The sequence below is a fragment of the Frisingicoccus caecimuris genome (assembly GCF_004340975.1).
Taxonomy (GTDB): Bacteria; Bacillota; Clostridia; order Lachnospirales; family Lachnospiraceae; genus Frisingicoccus; species Frisingicoccus caecimuris.
This window is the reverse complement of the sequence record NZ_SLXA01000015.1, coordinates 19,941-39,300: the sequence shown is the minus strand read 5'-3', so window position 1 is coordinate 39,300 and position 19,360 is coordinate 19,941. Positions and strand designations below refer to the sequence as shown.

Genomic DNA, 19,360 nt, shown 5'->3' with positions numbered 1-19,360 from the left:
AAGTGAAATTAAAAGCCGGGGGCGGCGGATGGAATATATTGAAAATGGAATAAAAACGCTGAATGACTTTTTGTGGGGGTGGCCGCTCATCGGCCTGCTTCTGGGAACCCATCTGTTTTTGACAGTGCGGACAAAGGGGATTCAGCGTTTTGTATTTCGCGGGATTCAATTGTCGGTGCAAAAAGAAGAAGGCAGCGAGGGAGATGTAAGTCCCTTTGGTGCATTGACAACGGCATTGGCGTCTACCTTTGGTACGGGGAATATCATTGGTGTAGGAACAGCGATTGCGCTGGGTGGTCCGGGAGCGGTATTCTGGTGCTGGCTGACCGGCGTTTTCGGGATGGCGACAACCTATGGTGAAGCCCTGCTGGCGGTGAAATTCCGGGTGAGTACAGCGGATGGAAGGATGCAGGGGGGAGCCATGTATGTTCTGGACCGGGGACTCCATATGCGTTGGCTGGCGATACTGTTTGCTCTTTTTGGCTGTACGGCATCCTTTGGAATTGGCTGTGCCGTTCAGGTCAATGCCATTGCAGCGGTCTGCAAAGAGAGCCTGAATATTCCGCCGGAGATTGTTGGTGTCGTTGCCGGGGGGCTGGCGGCTCTTGTGATCTTTGGCGGCATTCGTTCCATTGCCGGAGTGTGCGAGCGGCTGGTGCCCTTTATGAGTTTGTTCTATATCGGAGGCTGTGCGGCTATTCTGATTCATAATTATGATTTTATCTTTCCAGCTCTTCGTACCATTGTGGCGATGGCGTTTTCGCCCGGTGCCGCAGCGGGAGGGCTTACCGGCGGCGGAATTGCTATGGCCATGCGTTATGGCATTGCCCGGGGCCTCTTTTCGAATGAGGCCGGCATGGGTTCAGCGCCGATTGCTGCGGCAGCGGCAAAGACGAGCAGTCCGGTGCGTCAGGCGCTGGTATCCTCTACGGCGACTTTTTGGGATACGGTGGTTGTCTGTGCCATTACCGGTCTGGTGCTGGTGAGCAGCATTATGAAAAATCCATCTATTGACATGGCTGTAGCCGGAGACGGCGGGTTGCTGACGACAATGGCTTTTGCCCAGATTCCCATTGTCGGACCTGGAATTCTTGTCGTCGGTATCATTACCTTTGCCTTTTCCACAATTCTTGGATGGGCCTATTATGGTGAATGCTGTACCCGGTATCTGGCGGGAGGGCATGGATTGATTTTTTATCGGGTACTGTATATTTTAACCGCAGCGGCAGCGCCGGTAATTCAGTTGAATCTTGTATGGATGACCGCGGATGTTCTCAATGCACTGATGGTTCTTCCGAATCTCGTGTCGTTGCTCTGCATGTCCGACGTCATTGTCCGGGAGACCCGGAGGTATCTTGGATAGAAGATGTAATGCAAAAGTGTAAATGGAGGCTAAAAGATGGAGTTGAAGAAAATCGAGAAGGAATTCTCTGTTTGCAAAGTAAATGACATTTCTGTCATTGATTTTACAGATGAATTTTGTTTTATAGGAAAAACCGACGAAGAACTTTCACTGGTCTGCAGTACGGAGCGGGTTCCGGTGAATACCGTTGAGAGGGATGACGGCTGGAAAGCTTTTCGGATTCAGGGCGTTCTGGACTTTTCCCTGATTGGAATTTTATCCCGTATATCTGCGATTCTGGCTGAAAATAAAATCGGCATTTTTGCGGTGTCGACATATAATACGGATTATATTCTGGTGAAAAAGGAAAATTACCAGAGAGCGTTGAAGGCGCTTGAAACAGCGGGGTATAGGGTTAATTCATGCTGAATAAACCGTACAAAAATTTTCCTGACCATTACGGAACGTCATAGGAATAGTAACAAAAAAAGGGAAATCACTATTACCTGATTTCCCTTTTTTAGATTTTTTATCAACTTACCACATTGATCGGTGTTCCGTTCAGATAGTTTTTGATATCATCAGCGAGGATGGATACAAGGCGCTGACGGGTTTCAAGACCTCTCCAACCCATATGCGGGGTCAGGATGACATTTTCCATCTGATAGAGCGGATTGTCATCGGCCGGCGGCTCTACTTCCTGAACATCCAGACCGGCGCCGGCGATACGTCCTTCTTTCAGCGCTTCGATCAAAGCGGCTTCATCAATGAGAGGACCACGGGCGGTATTGATGATGAAAGCGGTCGGCTTCATCAGTGCCAGGGTGTCTTTATTGATAATATGATGTGTTTGAGGCATGAGCGGACAGTGGAGGGTCACATAATCGCTCTGGGAGAGAACTTCTTCTAAAGTGGTGAAATGGATGCCCGGTTCATCTCCTTTGGCATTGACATCATAGGCCAGGATTTTCATTCCAAGGGCCTGAGCGACTTTAATGACTTCCCGGCCGATGTGACCAGCGCCGACAACGCCCAGAGTCTTGTCATTGATTTCTACGTGGTCTACCTGCATACATTTGGTAAAGTTATCGTGATTATTCTCGGTCAGCATGGCAATCTGTTTACGCATGGAAGAGCTGAGATTCATAACCATCATGATGGCTGTGTGAGCCACTCGTTCGGTGCTGTAGGAAGGCACATTGCATACCGTGATGCCCTTTTCTCTGGCGGCATCCAAATCCAGGTTGTTATAGCCTGTACCGGCTTCACAGATGAGTTTTATCGAATCCGGAAACTGGCGGATAATATCGCCGGAAACCGGCATTTCTTTGGTGACAACGATGTCAAAACCCTGAATTCTTTCCAGAATCTGAGACGGTTCAGTCTGTTCATAGACTTTGACTTCGTCGGACAGGATGGAGTAGTCCAGCCGGTTGTCATAATTCATACGTTCCCCATTTAATACGACTGTTTTTGCATTCATTGTAAAAACCCCCCTTAAAGTTACATTTTATAACTTAAGTATACAGGATTGTGGTCTGGGAAACAAGCAAAAAAGGTGAATTAAAACAAGGGGTTGACAATTGAAAGAATGGGAGTACAATATCTCTTTGTAAATGGTTAACTGTGTTAAATAATAACCTTGTTAACTAAAAGAGGTGAAAGGATGGAGAACAAAGAAATACAGGAAGAAATGTTCAGAGCCATGTTCCGGCTAAAGCACTTAAACATGAGCGGTATGCTGAAAGACATTTCCATTGGAGAGTATAAGATATTGGAGATGTGTTCCGGGTGCCCTGCCTTCGATGATGGTGAGGATGGCGCTTCTGTTTCCGGTATGGCAGCTCAAATGCGGGTTTCAGCACCGGCGGTCAGTCGGCTGTTGAAAGGCATGGAGGGGAAGGACTATATTGTCCGTCAGGTGGATGCGAAAGACCGTCGGAATACCCGGGTGTTTATTACGGAAACAGGAAGAGCAAAGCAGGAGGAATGTTGTGAAATATTCCAAAATTATACCAAACGGGTCTTTGGCCGGATGGGAGAGGACAATATGCTGCAGCTTCTGAATCTTTTTAACCAAATGTTGGGTGTTATGGAAGATGAACTGAAAAAGACAGAGAAAGGAGACCGGATATGTTAAAAATTTTCAGCTATCTGAAAAATTCAAAGGCCATGGTGTTTACCATTATTCTGCTGTTGGTCATTCAGGCCGGATGCGATTTATCATTGCCTCAGTATACATCGGATATTGTAGATGTGGGAATTCAGCAGGGTGGTATTGAGCGGGCCACACCGGAGAAAATGCGGAAAGAAACTTATGAAAACATGTGCCTGTTTATGACGGAGGAAGAAATAGGGCAGATAGAACCTTATTATTCCGAAGACGAAGAAGGCAATTACGTGCTGAATACGAAGGATAAGGATATTCTGGATCAGATGGACAGCGTTCTCGGAATGCCGATGCTCATTATCGCTTCTATAGAAGAATCAGGGGAGATGGATATAAATCAAATTCGTCAGGCTGTGGATGCGGGCATGATCAGCCGGAAGGAAATGGTCGCCAAACGGGACGAGGTTGAAGCGTCTTTTGGGGATATGAGTGAATCTATTATCCAACAGAAAGCTGTTCTGCTTGTAAAAGAGGAGTATGAGGCGCTCGGAATGAATCCGGATGATATTCAGATGGGATATCTGAAAACAAAAGGCATTCAGATGGTTGGTCTGGCCGTATTGATGATGGGAGCTTCAATTCTTGTGTCATTGTTTGCGGCGAAGGTGGCAGCCGGTGTGGGCCGGGACCTGAGAAAGAGTGTTTTTAATAAAGTCGTATCCTTCTCCAATGCGGAGATGGATAAATTTTCAACTGCTTCGCTGATCACACGAAGCACCAACGATATTCAGCAGGTCCAGATGGTGGAAGTCATGCTGCTTCGTATGATATTTTATGCGCCGATCATCGGTATTGGCGGTATAATTAAGGTCCTGAATACAAAGACCGGAATGAGTTGGATCATTGTCGTAGCTGTCGTGGCGATCATGGCGTTGGTTCTGGTATTAATGTCACTTGCCATGCCGAAGTTTAAGAAAATGCAGGATTTGGTGGACCGGCTGAATCTGGTATCCAGAGAGATTCTTACCGGTATTCCGGTCATTCGGGCTTTCAGTCGGGAGAAACACGAGGAACAGCGGTTTGACGTAGCGAATACAAATCTGATGCAGACTCAGTTATTTACCAACCGGGTCATGACTTTCATGATGCCGGCAATGATGTTTATTATGAATGGTATCAGTGTATTGATTGTCTGGACCGGAGCCCATGGTATCAATCAGGGAAATCTTCAGGTTGGTGATATGATGGCCTTCATCACATATACAATGCAGATTGTCATGGCATTCCTGATGTTGACGATGATTTCAATTATGCTGCCGAGGGCCGGCGTTGCTGCAGATCGTATTGATGAAGTATTAAAGACCGAGCCGTCTATCCATGATGCGGATCAGGTTCGGGATGATGAATTAAAAGATGCCAGGGGTTATGTGGAATTTAGGGATGTCTGTTTCCGGTATCCGGGAGCCAGCGAGGATGCCCTGGAGCATATCAGCTTTACGGCAAAACCGGGAGAAACAACGGCCATCATCGGAAGTACGGGCTGCGGCAAGTCGACGATGATTCATTTGATTCCGAGATTTTATGATGTGACCGGTGGGGCAATTCGGATTGACGGCATTGATATCCGGGAACTTTCCAGAAATAAAGTTCGCAGCCTTCTCGGATTTGTGCCGCAAAAGGGCGTTTTGTTTTCCGGGACAATTGAATCCAATCTGAAATTCGGTGGAGAATGGATTACAGACGAAGCGATGAAATCAGCTGCTGAGGTGGCTCAGGCAACAGAATTCATTGAGACAAAGAAAGATATGTATCAAAGTCCGATCGCACAGGGAGGAACCAATGTTTCCGGCGGACAGAAACAACGTTTGTCCATAGCCAGGGCAATTGCAAAAAATCCAAAGATATTCCTGTTTGACGATAGTTTCTCTGCGCTGGACTATAAGACAGATGTGGTCTTGAGAAAAGCGTTGAAGGAGAAGGTTTCCGATGCGACGGTCATTATCGTGGCACAGCGAATCAGTACCATTCTTCATGCGGATCAGATCATTGTCCTGGAAGATGGGCGTGTGGCTGGTATCGGACGTCATGAAGAGCTTCTGGAAAGCTGTGAAGCTTATCAGGAAATTGCAAAATCCCAGTTATCAGAATCCGAGTTGAAAGGAGGCCGTGCATCATGAGTGAAGAGAGAAGAAGACCGATGAGAGGCCACGGACCGATGGGCCGGGGAATGATGCCGGGGGAAAAGGCAAAGGATTTTAGAGGCAGTGTTGGAAAACTTTTAAATTATATGGGCCGATATAAAATTGCCCTTGTATTTGTTCTTATTTTTGCAATCTGTGGTACGGCTTTCAATATTGTCGGACCAAAGATTTTGAGTAAGGCAACGACGGAAATATTCAATGGTCTTGTATCAAAACTTTCCGGTGGAGACGGCATTGATTTTGCCAAAATTGGAAGAATCCTTCTTATATTAATAGGACTTTACGGGGTCAGCGCCTGTTTTTCATTTGTGCAGGGCTGGCTGATGACGGGAATTTCTCAGAAAATGTGTTTCCGGATGCGTAAGGAAATTTCAGAAAAAATCAATCGGATGCCGTTGGAATATTTTGAATCCAGGACGGTTGGTGAAGTTTTGTCCCGAATTACCAATGATGTGGATACACTGGGGATGAGCTTAAATCAGAGTGTTACCCAGCTGATCACATCTATTACGACGGTGATCGGAATTTTGATCATGATGATCAGTATCAGTCCATTAATGACGCTGATCGCAATTATTATTTTGCCGGTATCTTTGATTCTGATTACGACGGTCGTCAAATCCTCTCAGAAATATTTCCGCACACAGCAGGAATACTTGGGACATATCAATGGTCAGGTGGAAGAGGTTTACAGTGGGCAGAATATTGTCAAGGCCTTTAACAGAGAAGAAGAGGTGCTCAAAGAATTTTCGGAAACCAATGATACTCTGTATGCTTCAGCGTGGAAATCCCAGTTCTTTTCCGGAATGATGCAGCCGATCATGAACTTTGTCGGAAATCTGGGCTATGTGTCGGTGGCTGTTGTTGGAGGTTATCTGACGATTCGGGGAAGTATTGAAATTGGCGACATTCAGGCGTTCATTCAGTATGTACGTCAATTTACGCAGCCAATTTCTCAGGTGGCTCAGGTGTCCAACATGCTCCAGTCCATGGCGGCAGCTTCTGAGCGGGTATTTGAATTTCTGGCGGAACCGGAAGAAGATATTACTGTGGAAAATCCGGTGCATCTTGAGCATCCGGAAGGACGTGTTTCTTTCCGGCACGTACGTTTTGGTTATAAACCGGATAAAATGATTATTCATGATTTTAGTTGTGACGTGGAACCGGGTCAGATGGTTGCCATCGTCGGACCGACAGGTGCAGGAAAGACAACGATGGTCAAGCTGCTCATGAGGTTCTACGATGTAAATGCCGGAAGTATTTTCCTGGATGGTCATAATATTAAAGATTTCAACCGGGGCGAATTGCGGGAATCTTTTGGTATGGTTCTTCAGGATACATGGCTGTTTAAAGGAACGATCATGGAAAATATTCGTTACGGACGTCTGGATGCAACGGATGAAGAGGTCATTGCGGCGGCAAAAGCAGCTCATGCCCACCATTTTATCCAGACCCTTCCGGGGGGATATCAGATGGAATTAAATGAAGATGCCAGCAATGTTTCGCAGGGACAGAAACAGCTTTTGACGATTGCCCGTGCCATTCTGGCGGACAATCCGGTTCTCATTCTCGATGAAGCGACCAGTTCGGTGGATACCCGGACCGAAGAACGAATTCAGAAAGCCATGAATAATCTGATGAAGGGACGGACCAGCTTTGTGATCGCTCACCGATTGTCAACGATTAAGGATGCGGATGTCATTCTGGTCATGAGAGATGGCGATATTATTGAGCAGGGCAATCATGAGGAATTGCTTAAAAAGGGCGGATTCTATGCGGATCTGTATAATTCCCAGTTCGAGGAAACCGCATAATAAATGATTTGAAGTAATATGTACAGACCCCCAAAAGTCAGGCTATATAAGTCAGATTTTTGGGGATCTTTTCAAATTTTACTTTAGGCCGGTTTTTTTAAATCCAGCCGCCGTCCAATGTTATGATCTGACCGGTCAGATAAGAATGTTTTCCGGCGAGCTGAAGGGCCAGTCGGCCGACTTCCTCTGGAGTTCCCATTCGACAGGCAGGAATTTCATCAATGAGCTGGTCCCGCTCTTCTTTGGATAAAAAGTGATTCATTTCTGTGTCAATGGCTCCGCAGGCGATGGCGTTCACGGTGATATGGCTTGGTGCCAGCTCTTTCGCCAATGCTTTTGTGAAGGCATTCATGCCGCCCTTGGAGGCCGAGTAGGCCACCTCACAGGAGGCACCGCAGTTGCCCCACACAGAAGAAATATTGATGATACTTCCTGACTGGCGGGCGACCATGTCAGGAATTACCTGTTTACAGCAGTTAAAAACCGATGTAAGATTGATCTGAATGATTTTGTTCCATTCTTCGGCATGCATATCACTGAGCAGACCGATGTAAGAGACTCCGGCATTATTGACGAGGCAGTCGATCGGTCCGAGCGCTTTTCTGGCTTCTGTGATAAATTTCTGTGCATCCTCATAACATCCCATATCGCCGATGAAATCAAAACATTGGCTGCCTGTTGCTTCAATATACTTCTTGACTTCTGACAGTTCAGCCATACTTTTTTTGCAGCAGATGCCGACAGACCATCCGGCTTCAGCAAATATTTGGGCAATGGCGCGTCCGATTCCTCTGGAAGCGCCGGTAATTAAAACAGTTTTATGTGCCATAGTTCCAAATCCTTCTATAAAATATTATGGATAATTCTGAGTATAGCACAAAAGATAAAAAGCTGTATACATTTTTAATAAAAAGTATTAAAGAAAATTGGTTAAAATTAAATTGTGAAATGTGATAAAATTCATAATTGAAATTATTCTGTAACAAATTTGTAATTTACATGGGGCTGTTTTATAAAAAGGAATAAAAAAAATCTTTACTTTTTGGCATATTTGCACTATTATAGAGAAAGGAGTTGATACGAACAGGACTATATGATGAAAAGTAAAGGTGGTAAATATGATTTCAAATCAGATTTTACAGACGACGATGGAAGGCTTAAAAGCAATTACCAGGGTTGATTTGTGCGTTATGGATACCGAGGGGAAGGTTTTGGCATCCACAATGAATAATGCGGAAGAGTATGAGAATGCAGTCTTAGACTTTGTCAATTCCCCTGCGGACAGTCAGGTGCTCAGTGGATTTCAGTTTTTCAAAGTATTTGATGAGCATCAGCTCGAATTTGTTATTCTTGCAAAGGGCGACAGCGACGATGTATATATGGTCGGTAAGATCGCGTCTTTCCAGACACAGAATTTGCTTGTGGCTTATAAAGAACGATTTGATAAGGATAATTTCATTAAGAATCTGCTTTTGGATAATTTACTTTTAGTAGATATTTATAATCGTTCCAAGAAGCTTCGGATTGACACGGATGTCCGTCGGATCGCCGTGATCATCGAGTTGAATAATGATAAAGAATTGAACGGACTTGAAATTGTCCGGGGAATTTATACAGGTAAAACAAAAGACTTTATCACAGCGGTTGATGAAAAGAGTGTCATTGTTGTCCGCGAGGTGAAGGAAAATGAAAATTATGAGGCGTTAACAAAATCCTGCAAAGGACTATTGGATATGCTTCACAGTGAAGGTTTGACCAGGTGTCGGATCGCTCTCGGAACGATTGTTCATGAGATTAAAGATGTTTCCCGCTCCTATAAAGAAGCCAAGATGGCTTTGGATGTCGGAAAGATTTTTTATAGTGAACGTTCTATTGTAGCTTACAGCAATCTGGGAATCGGACGTTTGATTTATCAGCTTCCGGTGCCGTTATGCAAGATGTTCATAAAAGAAATTTTTGATGGTAAATCTCCGGATGACCTGGACGAGGAAACGCTGATTACAATTAACAAATTTTTTGAGAACAGCCTGAATGTTTCGGAAACTTCGAGACAGTTATATATCCACCGAAATACACTGGTATATCGCCTGGATAAGCTTCAGAAGAGTACAGGGCTGGATTTAAGAGTGTTTGAAGATGCCATCACGTTTAAGATCGCGCTGATGGTTGTAAAGTATATGAGATATATGGAGACATTTGAATATTAAAATTTAAAGCAAGGTACTGGCGATAAAAGGAGGTCATAACGTGATTGTTTTAGATAACGTTTGCAAAACTTATAGCACAGGCGTGTCTGCTTTAAATGGTGTTAACCTTAGAATACGTAAAGGTGAATTTGTGTTTATCGTGGGGAGCAGCGGTTCGGGTAAAACAACACTGTTTAAATTATTATTAAAAGAGCTGGAACCAACTTCCGGGAGAATTTATATCAACAGTCAGAATATCGGGCGTTTGCGCCGTCGCCGAATTCCGAAGATGCGCCGCGGCATAGGCGTTGTGTTTCAGGATTTTCGTCTGTTAAAGGACCGAAATGTCTATGAAAATATTGCATTTGCTCAGCGGGTTGTCGGAAAACCGGCTAAGGTAATCAAAGAAACAGTACCGCAGATGCTGGCGCTGGTCGGACTGGCAGATAAGGCGGAATCACTGCCGGGAGAATTGTCCGGCGGTGAGCAGCAGAGAGTTTCTTTGGCAAGGGCTCTGGTGAACAATCCGCCAATCTTACTGGCGGATGAACCGACAGGTAATCTGGACCCGGCCAATGCCTGGGAAATCATGAAACTTCTGGAGGACATTAATAAACGAGGAACCACGGTAGTCGTAGTTACCCATAATCGGGATATTGTTGAACGTATGCAGAAGAGGGTTATCACGATAGACAAAGGTGTGGTTATCAGCGATGAAAAAGGTGGAATAACAAATGATTGGTAGAATGTTTTACGCAATCCGGCAGGGCTTTAAGAATATCGGCCGTAACCGGTTGTTTTCCCTGGCTTCGGTTGGAACGATTACCGCATGTTTGTTTATGTTTGGTATTTTCTATTGTATTGTAGCTAATTTTCAGTACATGGTGCATGCGGCGGAGTCCAATGTCGGCGTGACGGTATTTTTCGATGAAACGGTAACAGAGGACAAGATGCTGGAGATACAGCGGCTGATTGATGCGCGGGAAGAGGTCAGTTCAACGAACTATATTTCTGCGGATGATGCGTGGGAGAACTTTAAACAGGATTATTTTGCGGATGGTGATGAAGGAATCCTGGCCGGACTGGATCAGGACAATCCCTTAGTAGATTGTGCCAGTGTCCAGGTTTATCTGGCAGATACATCCAGGCAGGCTGAATTAATATCCTATATTGAAAGCTTGGAAGGGGTTTCAGAAGTGAATGCTTCTGATATTATTGCCGAAAGTTTTACAAACTTTAGTCGTCTGATTGGTTATGTGTCTCTCGGCATTATTTTAATTTTGGTATTTGTCGCGATTTTCCTGATCAGCAACACAGTCATGATAGGTATTGCTGTGCGTAAAGAAGAGATTGCGATTATGAAATACATTGGTGCAACGGACCTTTTTGTCCGTGGACCGTTTATAGTTGAAGGTATGACCATTGGTCTGATAGGTTCCGTAATTCCTGTGGCTATTTTGCGGGCCCTTTATCCGATGGTTGTAGATTTCGTTTTGGAACACTTCTCAATATTAAACAGAATACTGACATTCATGAATGTGAATGATGTATTTAATATCCTTATTCCGATATCTCTTGCTATCGGTCTGGGTATTGGTTTTATCGGAAGTTATATGACTTTGAGAAAACATGTCAGAGTATAGGAAGGGAGAAAAGATATGAAACGTTTACATACGAGGCTTCTCAGTGTGGTGATGGCCTTTGTGATGGCTTTTTCGTTTAATTTGACAGCCCTGGCTGCGGATGAAAACGATAAAGAGGAAAAAGAGCAGCAGATTGAGGCGCTGGAGCAGGAAAAGGAAGAGCAAAATCAGGCCCTGGATTCCATGCATACAGACAAGGCGAATACAGAGGTAGAGATTGAATCTCTGGATAATCAGCTGTCGAGTGTGCAGACAGAGATTGATACGACCAACTCTGAGTTGGAAAAGACGGAGGCTGAGCTGGAACAGACAAAAAAGGATTTGGAAGCAGCCCAGGAAAAAGAGAAAAAGCAGTATGAGACTTTAAAACTGCGTATTAAAGTAATGTACAAAAAAGGAGATACCGGTTATCTGGAAATCCTCCTTGCGGCAGAAGATATTACTTCTCTGCTGAATAGTACGGAATATATTTCAAAGATTTCTGATTATGACAGCAATCTGCTTCAGAGCCTTCGGGATACAAGAACTCAGATTGAAGCGCTTGAAAAACAGCAGGAAGAAGAAGTGGCACGGATCACACAACTTAAAGAAGAACTGGAAACTCAGGAAACAGAGCTTCAGGGGATTCTGGATGAAAAAGCCGCTTATATTCAATCCTTGAACACTACGATTGAATATACCGAAGAGTATATTCAGGAACTGGAAGAAAATATTTCCATGGAGCAGCAGGCTCTGGCAGAAATTGAAGCTGAGATTCGTGCGGCCGCGGCAGCAGCCGCAGCTGAGGCAGCAGCCGCTGCTGCTGCACAGGAAGAAGCAGCAGCTTCCGGCGACGGAGAAAGCAGCGGCAGCAGTTATGTGGAAGATGTTTCCGGTGCCTACAAACCTTCCTATGGCGGCGGCTGGGTATGGCCAAGTGATACAACTTATCTGACGGATACTTTCGGTTATCAGGATTGGCGCGGCGGCAACCATAATGGCATTGATATCGGCGCAGGTTATGGTTCACCGATTTATGCGGCAGCCAGCGGTACGGTATGGATTGCAGGGTACAGCAGCAGTGCCGGCAACTGGGTGGTCATTGACCATGGCGGCGGCGTGCTGAGCGTTTATATGCATGCATCTGCTCTGTATGTCAGCTCAGGTCAGTATGTCAGCGCCGGTCAGTCTATTGCGGCTGTTGGAAGTACTGGATGGTCTACAGGACCGCATCTTCATTTCGGCGTTATGGTGGGCTCCTCTGGCGGTTATGATGGCTATTGGGTAGACCCATTAGGATACGTTAGCCCGTGATAAATAAATACATACAAGGAGACAGGAATTATCCTGTCTTCTTTTTTATTCCATGAAAAATCTGTGTTTTCCCTTTGCATTTCGGAGGACTTGTTGTACAATAGTGAAGAACGAAAAAGATGTGAGGCTGAAATTATGAACAAGAAAAATTTCGCCAGCTTTGTAGCTGGTTTGGCAGTAATGGGTATTGTATGGGCCGGAGTGTCAGGTGTACAGTATTACCAGGAAAAGTCGACGGGCCGACTGGGTGAGCGGTATGGGGAAATCGAAGAAAAACTGGGTAAAATTGATAAACTCATCGATAACCTTTACTTGAATCAGGAGGATATTGATCCGGATAAACTGGAAGAAGGAATTTATGCCGGGTATGTTACCGGATTGGGAGAAGATTACACAACTTACTATACAGCTGAGGAATTTGCATCGGTAATGGAGTCTTCGTCGGGAAAATATTCAGGCATCGGAGCTTATGTATCTCAAAACATGAGCACGGGGATCATTACGATCGTCAAGCCTTTTGACGACGCACCGGCTGCGGAAGCAGGTATTTTAAAAGATGACATTCTCTATGCTGTGGAGGGCGAAGAGGTTACCGGGGAAGATTTGAATATGGTCGTTGCAAAGCTGAAGGGTGAGGAAGGCACGACGGTGAACGTTACTATTTATCGGGCTACTGAGGACAGATATATTGATGTTGCGGTGAAACGTGCGGTTGTCAATGTGCCGACGGTAACATACAAGATGTTGGATGATCAGATTGGATATATACAGATTTCAGAATTTGAAGAGGTGACGGCGGAACAGTTTGCTGCTGCGGTGGATGATCTGGAATCCCAGGGAATGAAAAGTTTGATTTTTGATCTGAGGGATAATGGGGGCGGTCTGCTGGACAGCGTATGCGATATTCTTGATCGGGTGCTTACGAAAGAATTACTTGTTTACACGGAGGATAAGAATGGAAACCGGGAAGAAGAATGGGCGAAGGATGATGACCGGATCGAGGTGCCGATGGTTGTACTGGTCAATGGTAATACCGCCAGCGCTTCTGAAATTTTTACCGGCGCTTTGAAAGATTACGACGAGGCGGAGATTATCGGTACGACTACTTTTGGAAAAGGTATTGTCCAGTCCATTGTTCCGTTATTTGACGGTTCGGCGGTGAAGCTGACCTCGGCCAAATACTATACACCATCCGGCGTATGTATTCACGGTACTGGTATTGAACCTGATCAGGTGGTGGAATATGACAAGGAACTGGAAGAAGATAATCAACTTCAGGCGGCAATCAATTATTTAAATAGCGTGACAGAATAGACAGTAGTTTAAATTGAATATTTAAAGGGAAAAGGCTTCTGTGAGATAGAGTGATTATCTCATGGAAGCCTTTTGAGTTTAAATGAAAAGGGTGGAAAATCCAATGGATATTTTTGAGGGAGAAAGCGTAGCGTTAAAGCAGGAGGGGAGAGGCGTGTTAAGTAGAAATCGATATTTATATGCGGAAGAAAATCTTCTGGGTTCCGGACCGGTAAGTGCAGATTTTGAAGTTATGCGGAACGACGGAATACATATTTCCCTATGCGCAGTCGTATCTGTCAATCGTGTCAAAGCACTTGTCCAAAATTTGTTGACATGTCAACTAGTTGTTGGTATGATGGATTTGAGGTGATAAAAAATGAATCGAAGTACACTGAGGATGATTACTTTGCTGGCCAGAAAGAGCCAGATGTACATCGGAGCAGCTTTTAAACATAAATATAATATTTCGGTCGCAGAGCAGCCTTTTTTCATGGCTTTACAGAAATGTGAGGGAGCTACACAAGAGGAACTGACAGAGATGGTCTGTGTGGATAAAGCAGTAACAACACGGGTAGTTAAAACCCTTGAAGAGAAAGGCTTTTTGATACGGGAAAAGGATATGAAGGATCGACGTCAGAACCGTATTTACCCGACGCCGATGACAAGGGAACTGGAAACAGCGGTACAAAAAGAACTGCTGACGTTTAATGATGCTGTCACCCGGGGAATTTCCAAGGAAGAACTGGAAATTGTTCAAAAAGCACTTGCAAAAATGGAAGCGAATCTGGCGGCATTATTGTCCGGAAAAAATGCGAAAAATGAAATATTGTCGACAGAGGGGAAGGGGGATACCAGTGATGATGAATGATGATCAAACAGCAGTAAAAGGGAATCCGTTAGGATATGCTCCAATCATGGGGTTGATTCAAAAATTTGCTATTCCTTCGATTATCAGCATGTTGGTGAATGCGGCCTATAATATTACGGATCAGATATTTATCGGTCATGTTGTCGGCATGCTTGGGAATGCGGCTACCAATGTGGCATTCCCTGTCGTGACCTTTACCATAGCTTTTGCCCAGTTGGCCGGGGTGGGGATTGCGGCGAATTTCAATATCAGTCTGGGAGCAAAAAAAGAAGAAGAAGCGAAAAAATATCTCGGTACCGGATTGATGTTAATGGTCATTCTCAGTATTTTGATGGGTGGTCTTGTACTGGCTTTCAAAACGCCGATTTTACTTTTGTGCGGTGCGACGGAGAATGTTTTTCCTTATGCGCAGCTTTATCTGGGAATCACGGCCTTTGGCTTACCGTTCCTGTTGTTCACCAATGCGGCCAGTGTGCTGATTCGAGCGGACGGAAGTCCGACCTATTCGATGGCCTGTACGGTGACCGGCGCTGTACTGAATGTTTTTCTGGATTGGCTTTTTATGTTTGTTTTTCGGTGGGGAATCCGGGGAGCAGCTCTGGCGACGATCACCGGTCAGTGTATATCATTGATTATGTGTATTGCCTATTTCCCACGGTTCAAAACCTTTAAAATAGGGTTTGAAATGTTGAGGCTGAGAGTAAAATATGTGATGGATATTATCAAACTGGGCACTTCGAATTTTATTAATCATACAATCATGATGGCAGTCAATATTGTCTTAAATAATATGCTGATCCATTATGGCGCTCTGTCTGTCTACGGCAGCGATATCCCCCTGGCCGTATCCGGTGTCAGTGCGAAATTGAATATGATTCTCGTATCTTTTGCTGTCGGACTGGCTCAGGGATGCCAGCCGATTCTGGGATTTAATATGGGAGCAAAAAAATATGACAGGGTGAAGGAAACTTATAAAAAAGCCGTGACTGCCGCATTGGTCATCAGCGTGCTGGCTTTTATCGTGTTCCAGATATTTCCGCGCCAGCTCACCGGCATTTTTGGAACGGGAGATGAGCTGTATTTTGAATTCGCGGAACGTTATCTGCGCATTTACATGTTTATGGTATGCATATTGGGGATACAGCCGATATCGGTAAATTATTTTACAAGTACGGGAAATGTGCGTCAGGGAATTTTACTATCTCTGTCCCGTCAGGGCTTTTTTCTCATTCCGCTGTTGATCGTGCTGCCAATCTTCTTTGGACTGAATGGTGTATTGTTTGCCGGGCCGATTGCCGATTTCCTGGCCTGCGTTTTATCATTGGTTATGGTTTACAGGAACTTTAAAAAACTGACACAGATTGAAAATGGTTTTTAAATTTTATGTAGATTTCATATTCAAATCATAAAATAAAGAAGAAAGGGGGCGCTTCAGCATATGATGTGGAGTTTTATACATCACAGAGTTCATCTGATAGCCAGATTACAAAACATAGAACAAACATTCGATTGGACGCTGTACTTTCTTTTTTTTACATGATATAATACGAGTACATGACGGAACATTTATCGAAAGTGGCGAATACGAGAAATTATGTACGAAGATTTTGAAAGAATTATTTATGGATGATCTGTCCATATGGAAAAAACAGAAAAAATCCAATGCTGATCTGTACCGGTTTGATTTGTTATGTAAGATTAAAGATGATAAAGTAAGTCCTTTTTGGAAATTTTTAGAGGATTTCTTCAATACTAAATACATTATTTTTGAGTTCAAAAATTATAAAGACGCAATCACCCAAAAAGAAATTTATACTACGGAAAAGTAATTATACGCCAAAGCTCTGCGCAGTGTTGCCATCGTCTTATCCTGTAACGGGGCGGATAAAAATGCAGACAGAGCAATTAAAGGCGTTCTTCGGGAGAGTGGGAAACTGATTATCAGCGTATCCAATCAGGATGTTATTCGCATGCTGGAAGCAAAGCGGAATGATGAAGAGCCATCTGATTATTTGTATGCCATGTTGGATAATATGCTTATGGAACTGGAGAAGCAGGAAAAGAAGAAAAAATGATATTGTTACAATAAAAAAACAACAGACTGAGTGGATAGATAGAGTTTAGGGGTGACATACGTGTGATGGACAGGAGTGGATTATATGGGCAAAAAAGTGGAATTTTTAATAAAGCAAATAAATGTTCCATTAGTGATATCGATTATATCTTTGGCATTTTCAGGCCTTTCGTTATTAGAAGTGAAAAATTCAAACAGAATTGCTATTATGCCGGATATTAGAATGGAATATAGCGATAGCTTGATTATGCTGTTAAATGAAGGTGCTGGATTTGTGAAAAGAAATATGAAAATGCGGCTTTAAATGAAAAGGAACAAAAAGTACTGATATGGACTAAATAACATTGGGTGGACGGATGGAATTTGTAACCTGTATTCGTGTAATAGACAAAGTAACACAATATAGAAGAATGTTAGGATGATAATATAAAAATCCGAATTAATGCTTCGGATTTTAAATCGAAGGAGAAGATGAGGAATGAATCAAGAACATGAGATTGTCTTATATCAGATAGAAGATACAAATATATGTGTAAATGTAATTTTTAAAGATGAAACTTTTTGGATGACACAGAAGGCGATGGCAGAGTTATTTGATGTTAATGTACCGGCTATTTCAAAACATTTATCTAATATATTTGAGGATGAAGAACTTATAAAAGAGTCAACTGTTTCCAAAATGGAAATAGTTCAAAAGGAGGGGAATAGAAATGTCAAGCGCGAACAAGAGTTTTATAATCTTGATGCTATTATAGCAGTTGGATATCGGGTGAATTCTAAAAAGGCTACGCGTTTTAGGCAGTGGGCTACAAAAACATTAAAAGAGTATATTACCAAGGGATTTGTTTTAAATGATGATATGCTAAAAAACGGAAAGCCTTTTGGAAAAGATTATTTTGATGAATTATTAGAGCGTATTAGAGAAATCAGAGCGAGTGAACGTAGAGCCTATCAAAAAATTACCGATGTTTTTGAGCAATGTAGTTATGATTATGATAAGAATAGTGAAACAACAAAAAATTTTTATGCTTTTGTCCAGAATAAACTTCATTTTGCAGTTACCGGGAAAACAGCGGCAGAGTTGATATATGAACGGGCAGATTCAGAAAAGCCTGCAATGGGGCTTACTACGTGGAAAGATGCTCCTAATGGAAAAGTACTAAAAAGGGGCATACGTATTGCTAAAAATTATTTAAATGAAAAAGAATTATCTCGTTTAAACAGGTTGGTAACAATGTTTATTGATTATGCTGAGTTGATGGCTGAAGAGGAATTGCAAAGAGGCTTGCAAGATATTCGCAAAAAAATTCCACGTTTAAAATTATCAGGTGAGAAAGAATAAATAATATTAAATTTAAAATCCAATCAGCTTTTCGGATTTTAGGAAAAGAAGAAGTTTATATAAGTTGACAAGAGCAAGATTTTGAAAAAATGATCTGATTGTTAAATTCGCTACATGCGTGTAGTGAATTCATATGGAGGATTTATGGGTAAAAAGAACGAAATAGCAAAACGGGGAATATCGGAAGCTATGACAATGGATGAACAGCAACTGTATGAAGATGTTCGTTTGATATTGCATCAGGCGAGAGAACAGGCTTATAGTAATGCAAGCGCAATAATGACATATGCATATTGGAATATAGGAAGAAGAATCGTTGAACAAGAGCAACTTGGAGAAAAGAAAGCTAAATATGGTTCTTATTTGATAAGCAATTTATCTGCAAAATTATCAGATGAATTTGGAACAGGATTTTCCGTGGCGAATTTAAGAAATTGTCGGCAGTTTTATATTACATTTCCCAAGGATTCATATGGATTTTCGATGGCAGGAAAAGTAACATGGTCTCATTTGAGAGATATTATGCGTATTTCCGATGAGGAAGAAAGAAATTTTTATTTAAATGAAGTTGCAAATGAAAATTGGTCAGTAAAAACTTTGGAACGTAATATAAAAAGCGGATATTATAAGAGGATGCTTTCTACACAATTACCAGATAAAGAAAATAAAACATTGGAGTTTGTGAAAGATCCATTTGTATTGGAATTTATGGGAATTGGATCTAATATAGATCAGTTGGAAAATGATTTGGAAACAGCAATCATTAATAATCTGCAAAAATTTTTATTAGAAATGGGAAAGGGTTTTTCCTTTGTCGGAAGGCAAATTCGGATATGTACAGAAACAACAGATTTTTATATTGATTTGGTGTTCTATAATTTTATATTGAAATGTTTCGTCTTAATCGACTTAAAGACAACAAAATTAACCCATCAGGATATAGGACAGATGGATATGTATGTTAGAATGTTTGATGATTTGAAACGAAGAAATGATGACAATCCGACAGTAGGAATTATATTTTGCACTGATAAAGACGAGACGATGGTAAAGTACTCTGTATTGCAAGAAAGTCAACAGATATTTGCGTCAAAGTATATGACTGTTTTGCCTACAGTTGAAGAATTGCAAAAAGAATTAGAACGCAATCAGTTGATATATAATCAGACATAATATGCAGAATTAATAGTT

At 42.8% G+C, this 19,360-nt stretch carries 19 protein-coding genes; 17 read left to right on the top strand and 2 right to left on the bottom strand.

The annotated features are described in order from the left end of the window. Positions 1 to 28: 28 nt before the first annotated feature. Together EV212_RS11850 and EV212_RS11845 are read left to right on the top strand one after the other, a co-directional pair. On the top strand, positions 29 to 1,363 hold the full coding sequence (locus EV212_RS11850; RefSeq protein WP_132093655.1) for an alanine/glycine:cation symporter family protein: 1,335 nt from the start codon (positions 29 to 31) through the stop codon (positions 1,361 to 1,363). A gap of 36 nt (positions 1,364 to 1,399) precedes the next feature. Beyond that, entirely contained in the window at positions 1,400 to 1,771 is a 372-nt protein-coding gene (locus EV212_RS11845; RefSeq protein WP_132093652.1) for an ACT domain-containing protein, read from the top strand. 103 nt (positions 1,772 to 1,874) lie between these two features. Here EV212_RS11845 and EV212_RS11840 read toward each other — a convergent pair whose 3' ends face one another. Continuing rightward, positions 1,875 to 2,825, bottom strand: a complete 951-nt coding sequence (locus EV212_RS11840) for a 2-hydroxyacid dehydrogenase (protein WP_132093649.1) — start codon at positions 2,823 to 2,825, stop codon at positions 1,875 to 1,877. Positions 2,826 to 3,008: 183 nt separating this feature from the next. Between EV212_RS11840 and EV212_RS11835 the strand changes: the two genes are divergently transcribed. Genes EV212_RS11835 through EV212_RS11825 form a run of 3 tightly spaced genes read left to right on the top strand, consistent with a single transcriptional unit; the run spans position 3,009 to position 7,467 of the window. Further along, positions 3,009 to 3,482, top strand: a complete 474-nt coding sequence (locus tag EV212_RS11835; protein ID WP_132093646.1) for a MarR family winged helix-turn-helix transcriptional regulator — start codon at positions 3,009 to 3,011, stop codon at positions 3,480 to 3,482. Next, positions 3,476 to 5,629, top strand: a complete 2,154-nt coding sequence (locus EV212_RS11830; protein WP_132093643.1) for an ABC transporter ATP-binding protein — start codon at positions 3,476 to 3,478, stop codon at positions 5,627 to 5,629. Before EV212_RS11835 ends, EV212_RS11830 begins: the two co-directional genes overlap by 7 nt. Beyond that, positions 5,626 to 7,467 (top strand): ABC transporter ATP-binding protein, encoded by a 1,842-nt coding sequence (locus EV212_RS11825; RefSeq protein ID WP_132093640.1) that lies wholly within the window; start codon positions 5,626 to 5,628, stop codon positions 7,465 to 7,467. Before EV212_RS11830 ends, EV212_RS11825 begins: the two co-directional genes overlap by 4 nt. Before the next feature lie 97 nt (positions 7,468 to 7,564). Here the strand turns inward: EV212_RS11825 and ymfI are convergent, their stop codons facing one another. Then, positions 7,565 to 8,296, bottom strand: coding sequence for an elongation factor P 5-aminopentanone reductase (gene ymfI / locus EV212_RS11820; RefSeq protein WP_132093637.1), 732 nt, complete (start codon positions 8,294 to 8,296; stop codon positions 7,565 to 7,567). 289 nt (positions 8,297 to 8,585) lie between these two features. On the opposite strand from ymfI, the gene EV212_RS11815 reads away from it, so the two are divergent. From EV212_RS11815 to EV212_RS11760, 12 genes are all read left to right on the top strand, one after another. Continuing rightward, on the top strand, positions 8,586 to 9,674 hold the full coding sequence (locus tag EV212_RS11815; RefSeq protein ID WP_132093634.1) for a PucR family transcriptional regulator: 1,089 nt from the start codon (positions 8,586 to 8,588) through the stop codon (positions 9,672 to 9,674). Between the two features lie 40 nt (positions 9,675 to 9,714). Further along, entirely contained in the window at positions 9,715 to 10,398 is a 684-nt protein-coding gene (gene ftsE / locus EV212_RS11810) for a cell division ATP-binding protein FtsE (protein ID WP_132093631.1), read from the top strand. Next, positions 10,388 to 11,296 carry a permease-like cell division protein FtsX gene (gene ftsX, locus EV212_RS11805; protein WP_132093628.1) on the top strand — a complete coding sequence of 303 codons (909 nt, stop codon included), beginning with the start codon at positions 10,388 to 10,390 and terminating at the stop codon, positions 11,294 to 11,296. Before ftsE ends, ftsX begins: the two co-directional genes overlap by 11 nt. Before the next feature lie 15 nt (positions 11,297 to 11,311). Beyond that, a complete protein-coding gene (locus EV212_RS11800) occupies positions 11,312 to 12,589 on the top strand; it encodes a murein hydrolase activator EnvC family protein (RefSeq protein WP_132093625.1) in 1,278 nt (425 codons plus the stop codon). Between the two features lie 135 nt (positions 12,590 to 12,724). Continuing rightward, positions 12,725 to 13,903: a S41 family peptidase gene (locus tag EV212_RS11795; protein WP_132093622.1), complete on the top strand. Its 1,179-nt coding sequence runs from the start codon at positions 12,725 to 12,727 to the stop codon at positions 13,901 to 13,903. Between the two features lie 103 nt (positions 13,904 to 14,006). Further along, positions 14,007 to 14,255, top strand: coding sequence for a hypothetical protein (locus EV212_RS11790; protein ID WP_132093619.1), 249 nt, complete (start codon positions 14,007 to 14,009; stop codon positions 14,253 to 14,255). Positions 14,256 to 14,261: 6 nt separating this feature from the next. Beyond that, positions 14,262 to 14,753 carry a MarR family winged helix-turn-helix transcriptional regulator gene (locus EV212_RS11785; RefSeq protein ID WP_132093616.1) on the top strand — a complete coding sequence of 164 codons (492 nt, stop codon included), beginning with the start codon at positions 14,262 to 14,264 and terminating at the stop codon, positions 14,751 to 14,753. Continuing rightward, positions 14,743 to 16,131 (top strand): MATE family efflux transporter, encoded by a 1,389-nt coding sequence (locus EV212_RS11780; RefSeq protein ID WP_132093613.1) that lies wholly within the window; start codon positions 14,743 to 14,745, stop codon positions 16,129 to 16,131. The genes EV212_RS11785 and EV212_RS11780 overlap by 11 nt, the downstream gene beginning before the upstream one ends. A 229-nt stretch (positions 16,132 to 16,360) precedes the next feature. After that, positions 16,361 to 16,582 carry a hypothetical protein gene (locus EV212_RS11775; protein ID WP_132093610.1) on the top strand — a complete coding sequence of 74 codons (222 nt, stop codon included), beginning with the start codon at positions 16,361 to 16,363 and terminating at the stop codon, positions 16,580 to 16,582. 330 nt (positions 16,583 to 16,912) lie between these two features. Then, a complete protein-coding gene (locus EV212_RS11770; protein ID WP_132093607.1) occupies positions 16,913 to 17,131 on the top strand; it encodes a hypothetical protein in 219 nt (72 codons plus the stop codon). A 174-nt stretch (positions 17,132 to 17,305) separates the two neighbouring features. Further along, a complete protein-coding gene (gene rhuM / locus EV212_RS11765; protein WP_243115552.1) occupies positions 17,306 to 18,169 on the top strand; it encodes a RhuM family protein in 864 nt (287 codons plus the stop codon). Positions 18,170 to 18,313: 144 nt separating this feature from the next. Then, complete coding sequence (locus EV212_RS11760) at positions 18,314 to 19,342, top strand: PDDEXK nuclease domain-containing protein (RefSeq protein WP_132093604.1); 1,029 nt, start codon at positions 18,314 to 18,316, stop codon at positions 19,340 to 19,342. Positions 19,343 to 19,360 lie beyond the last annotated feature (18 nt).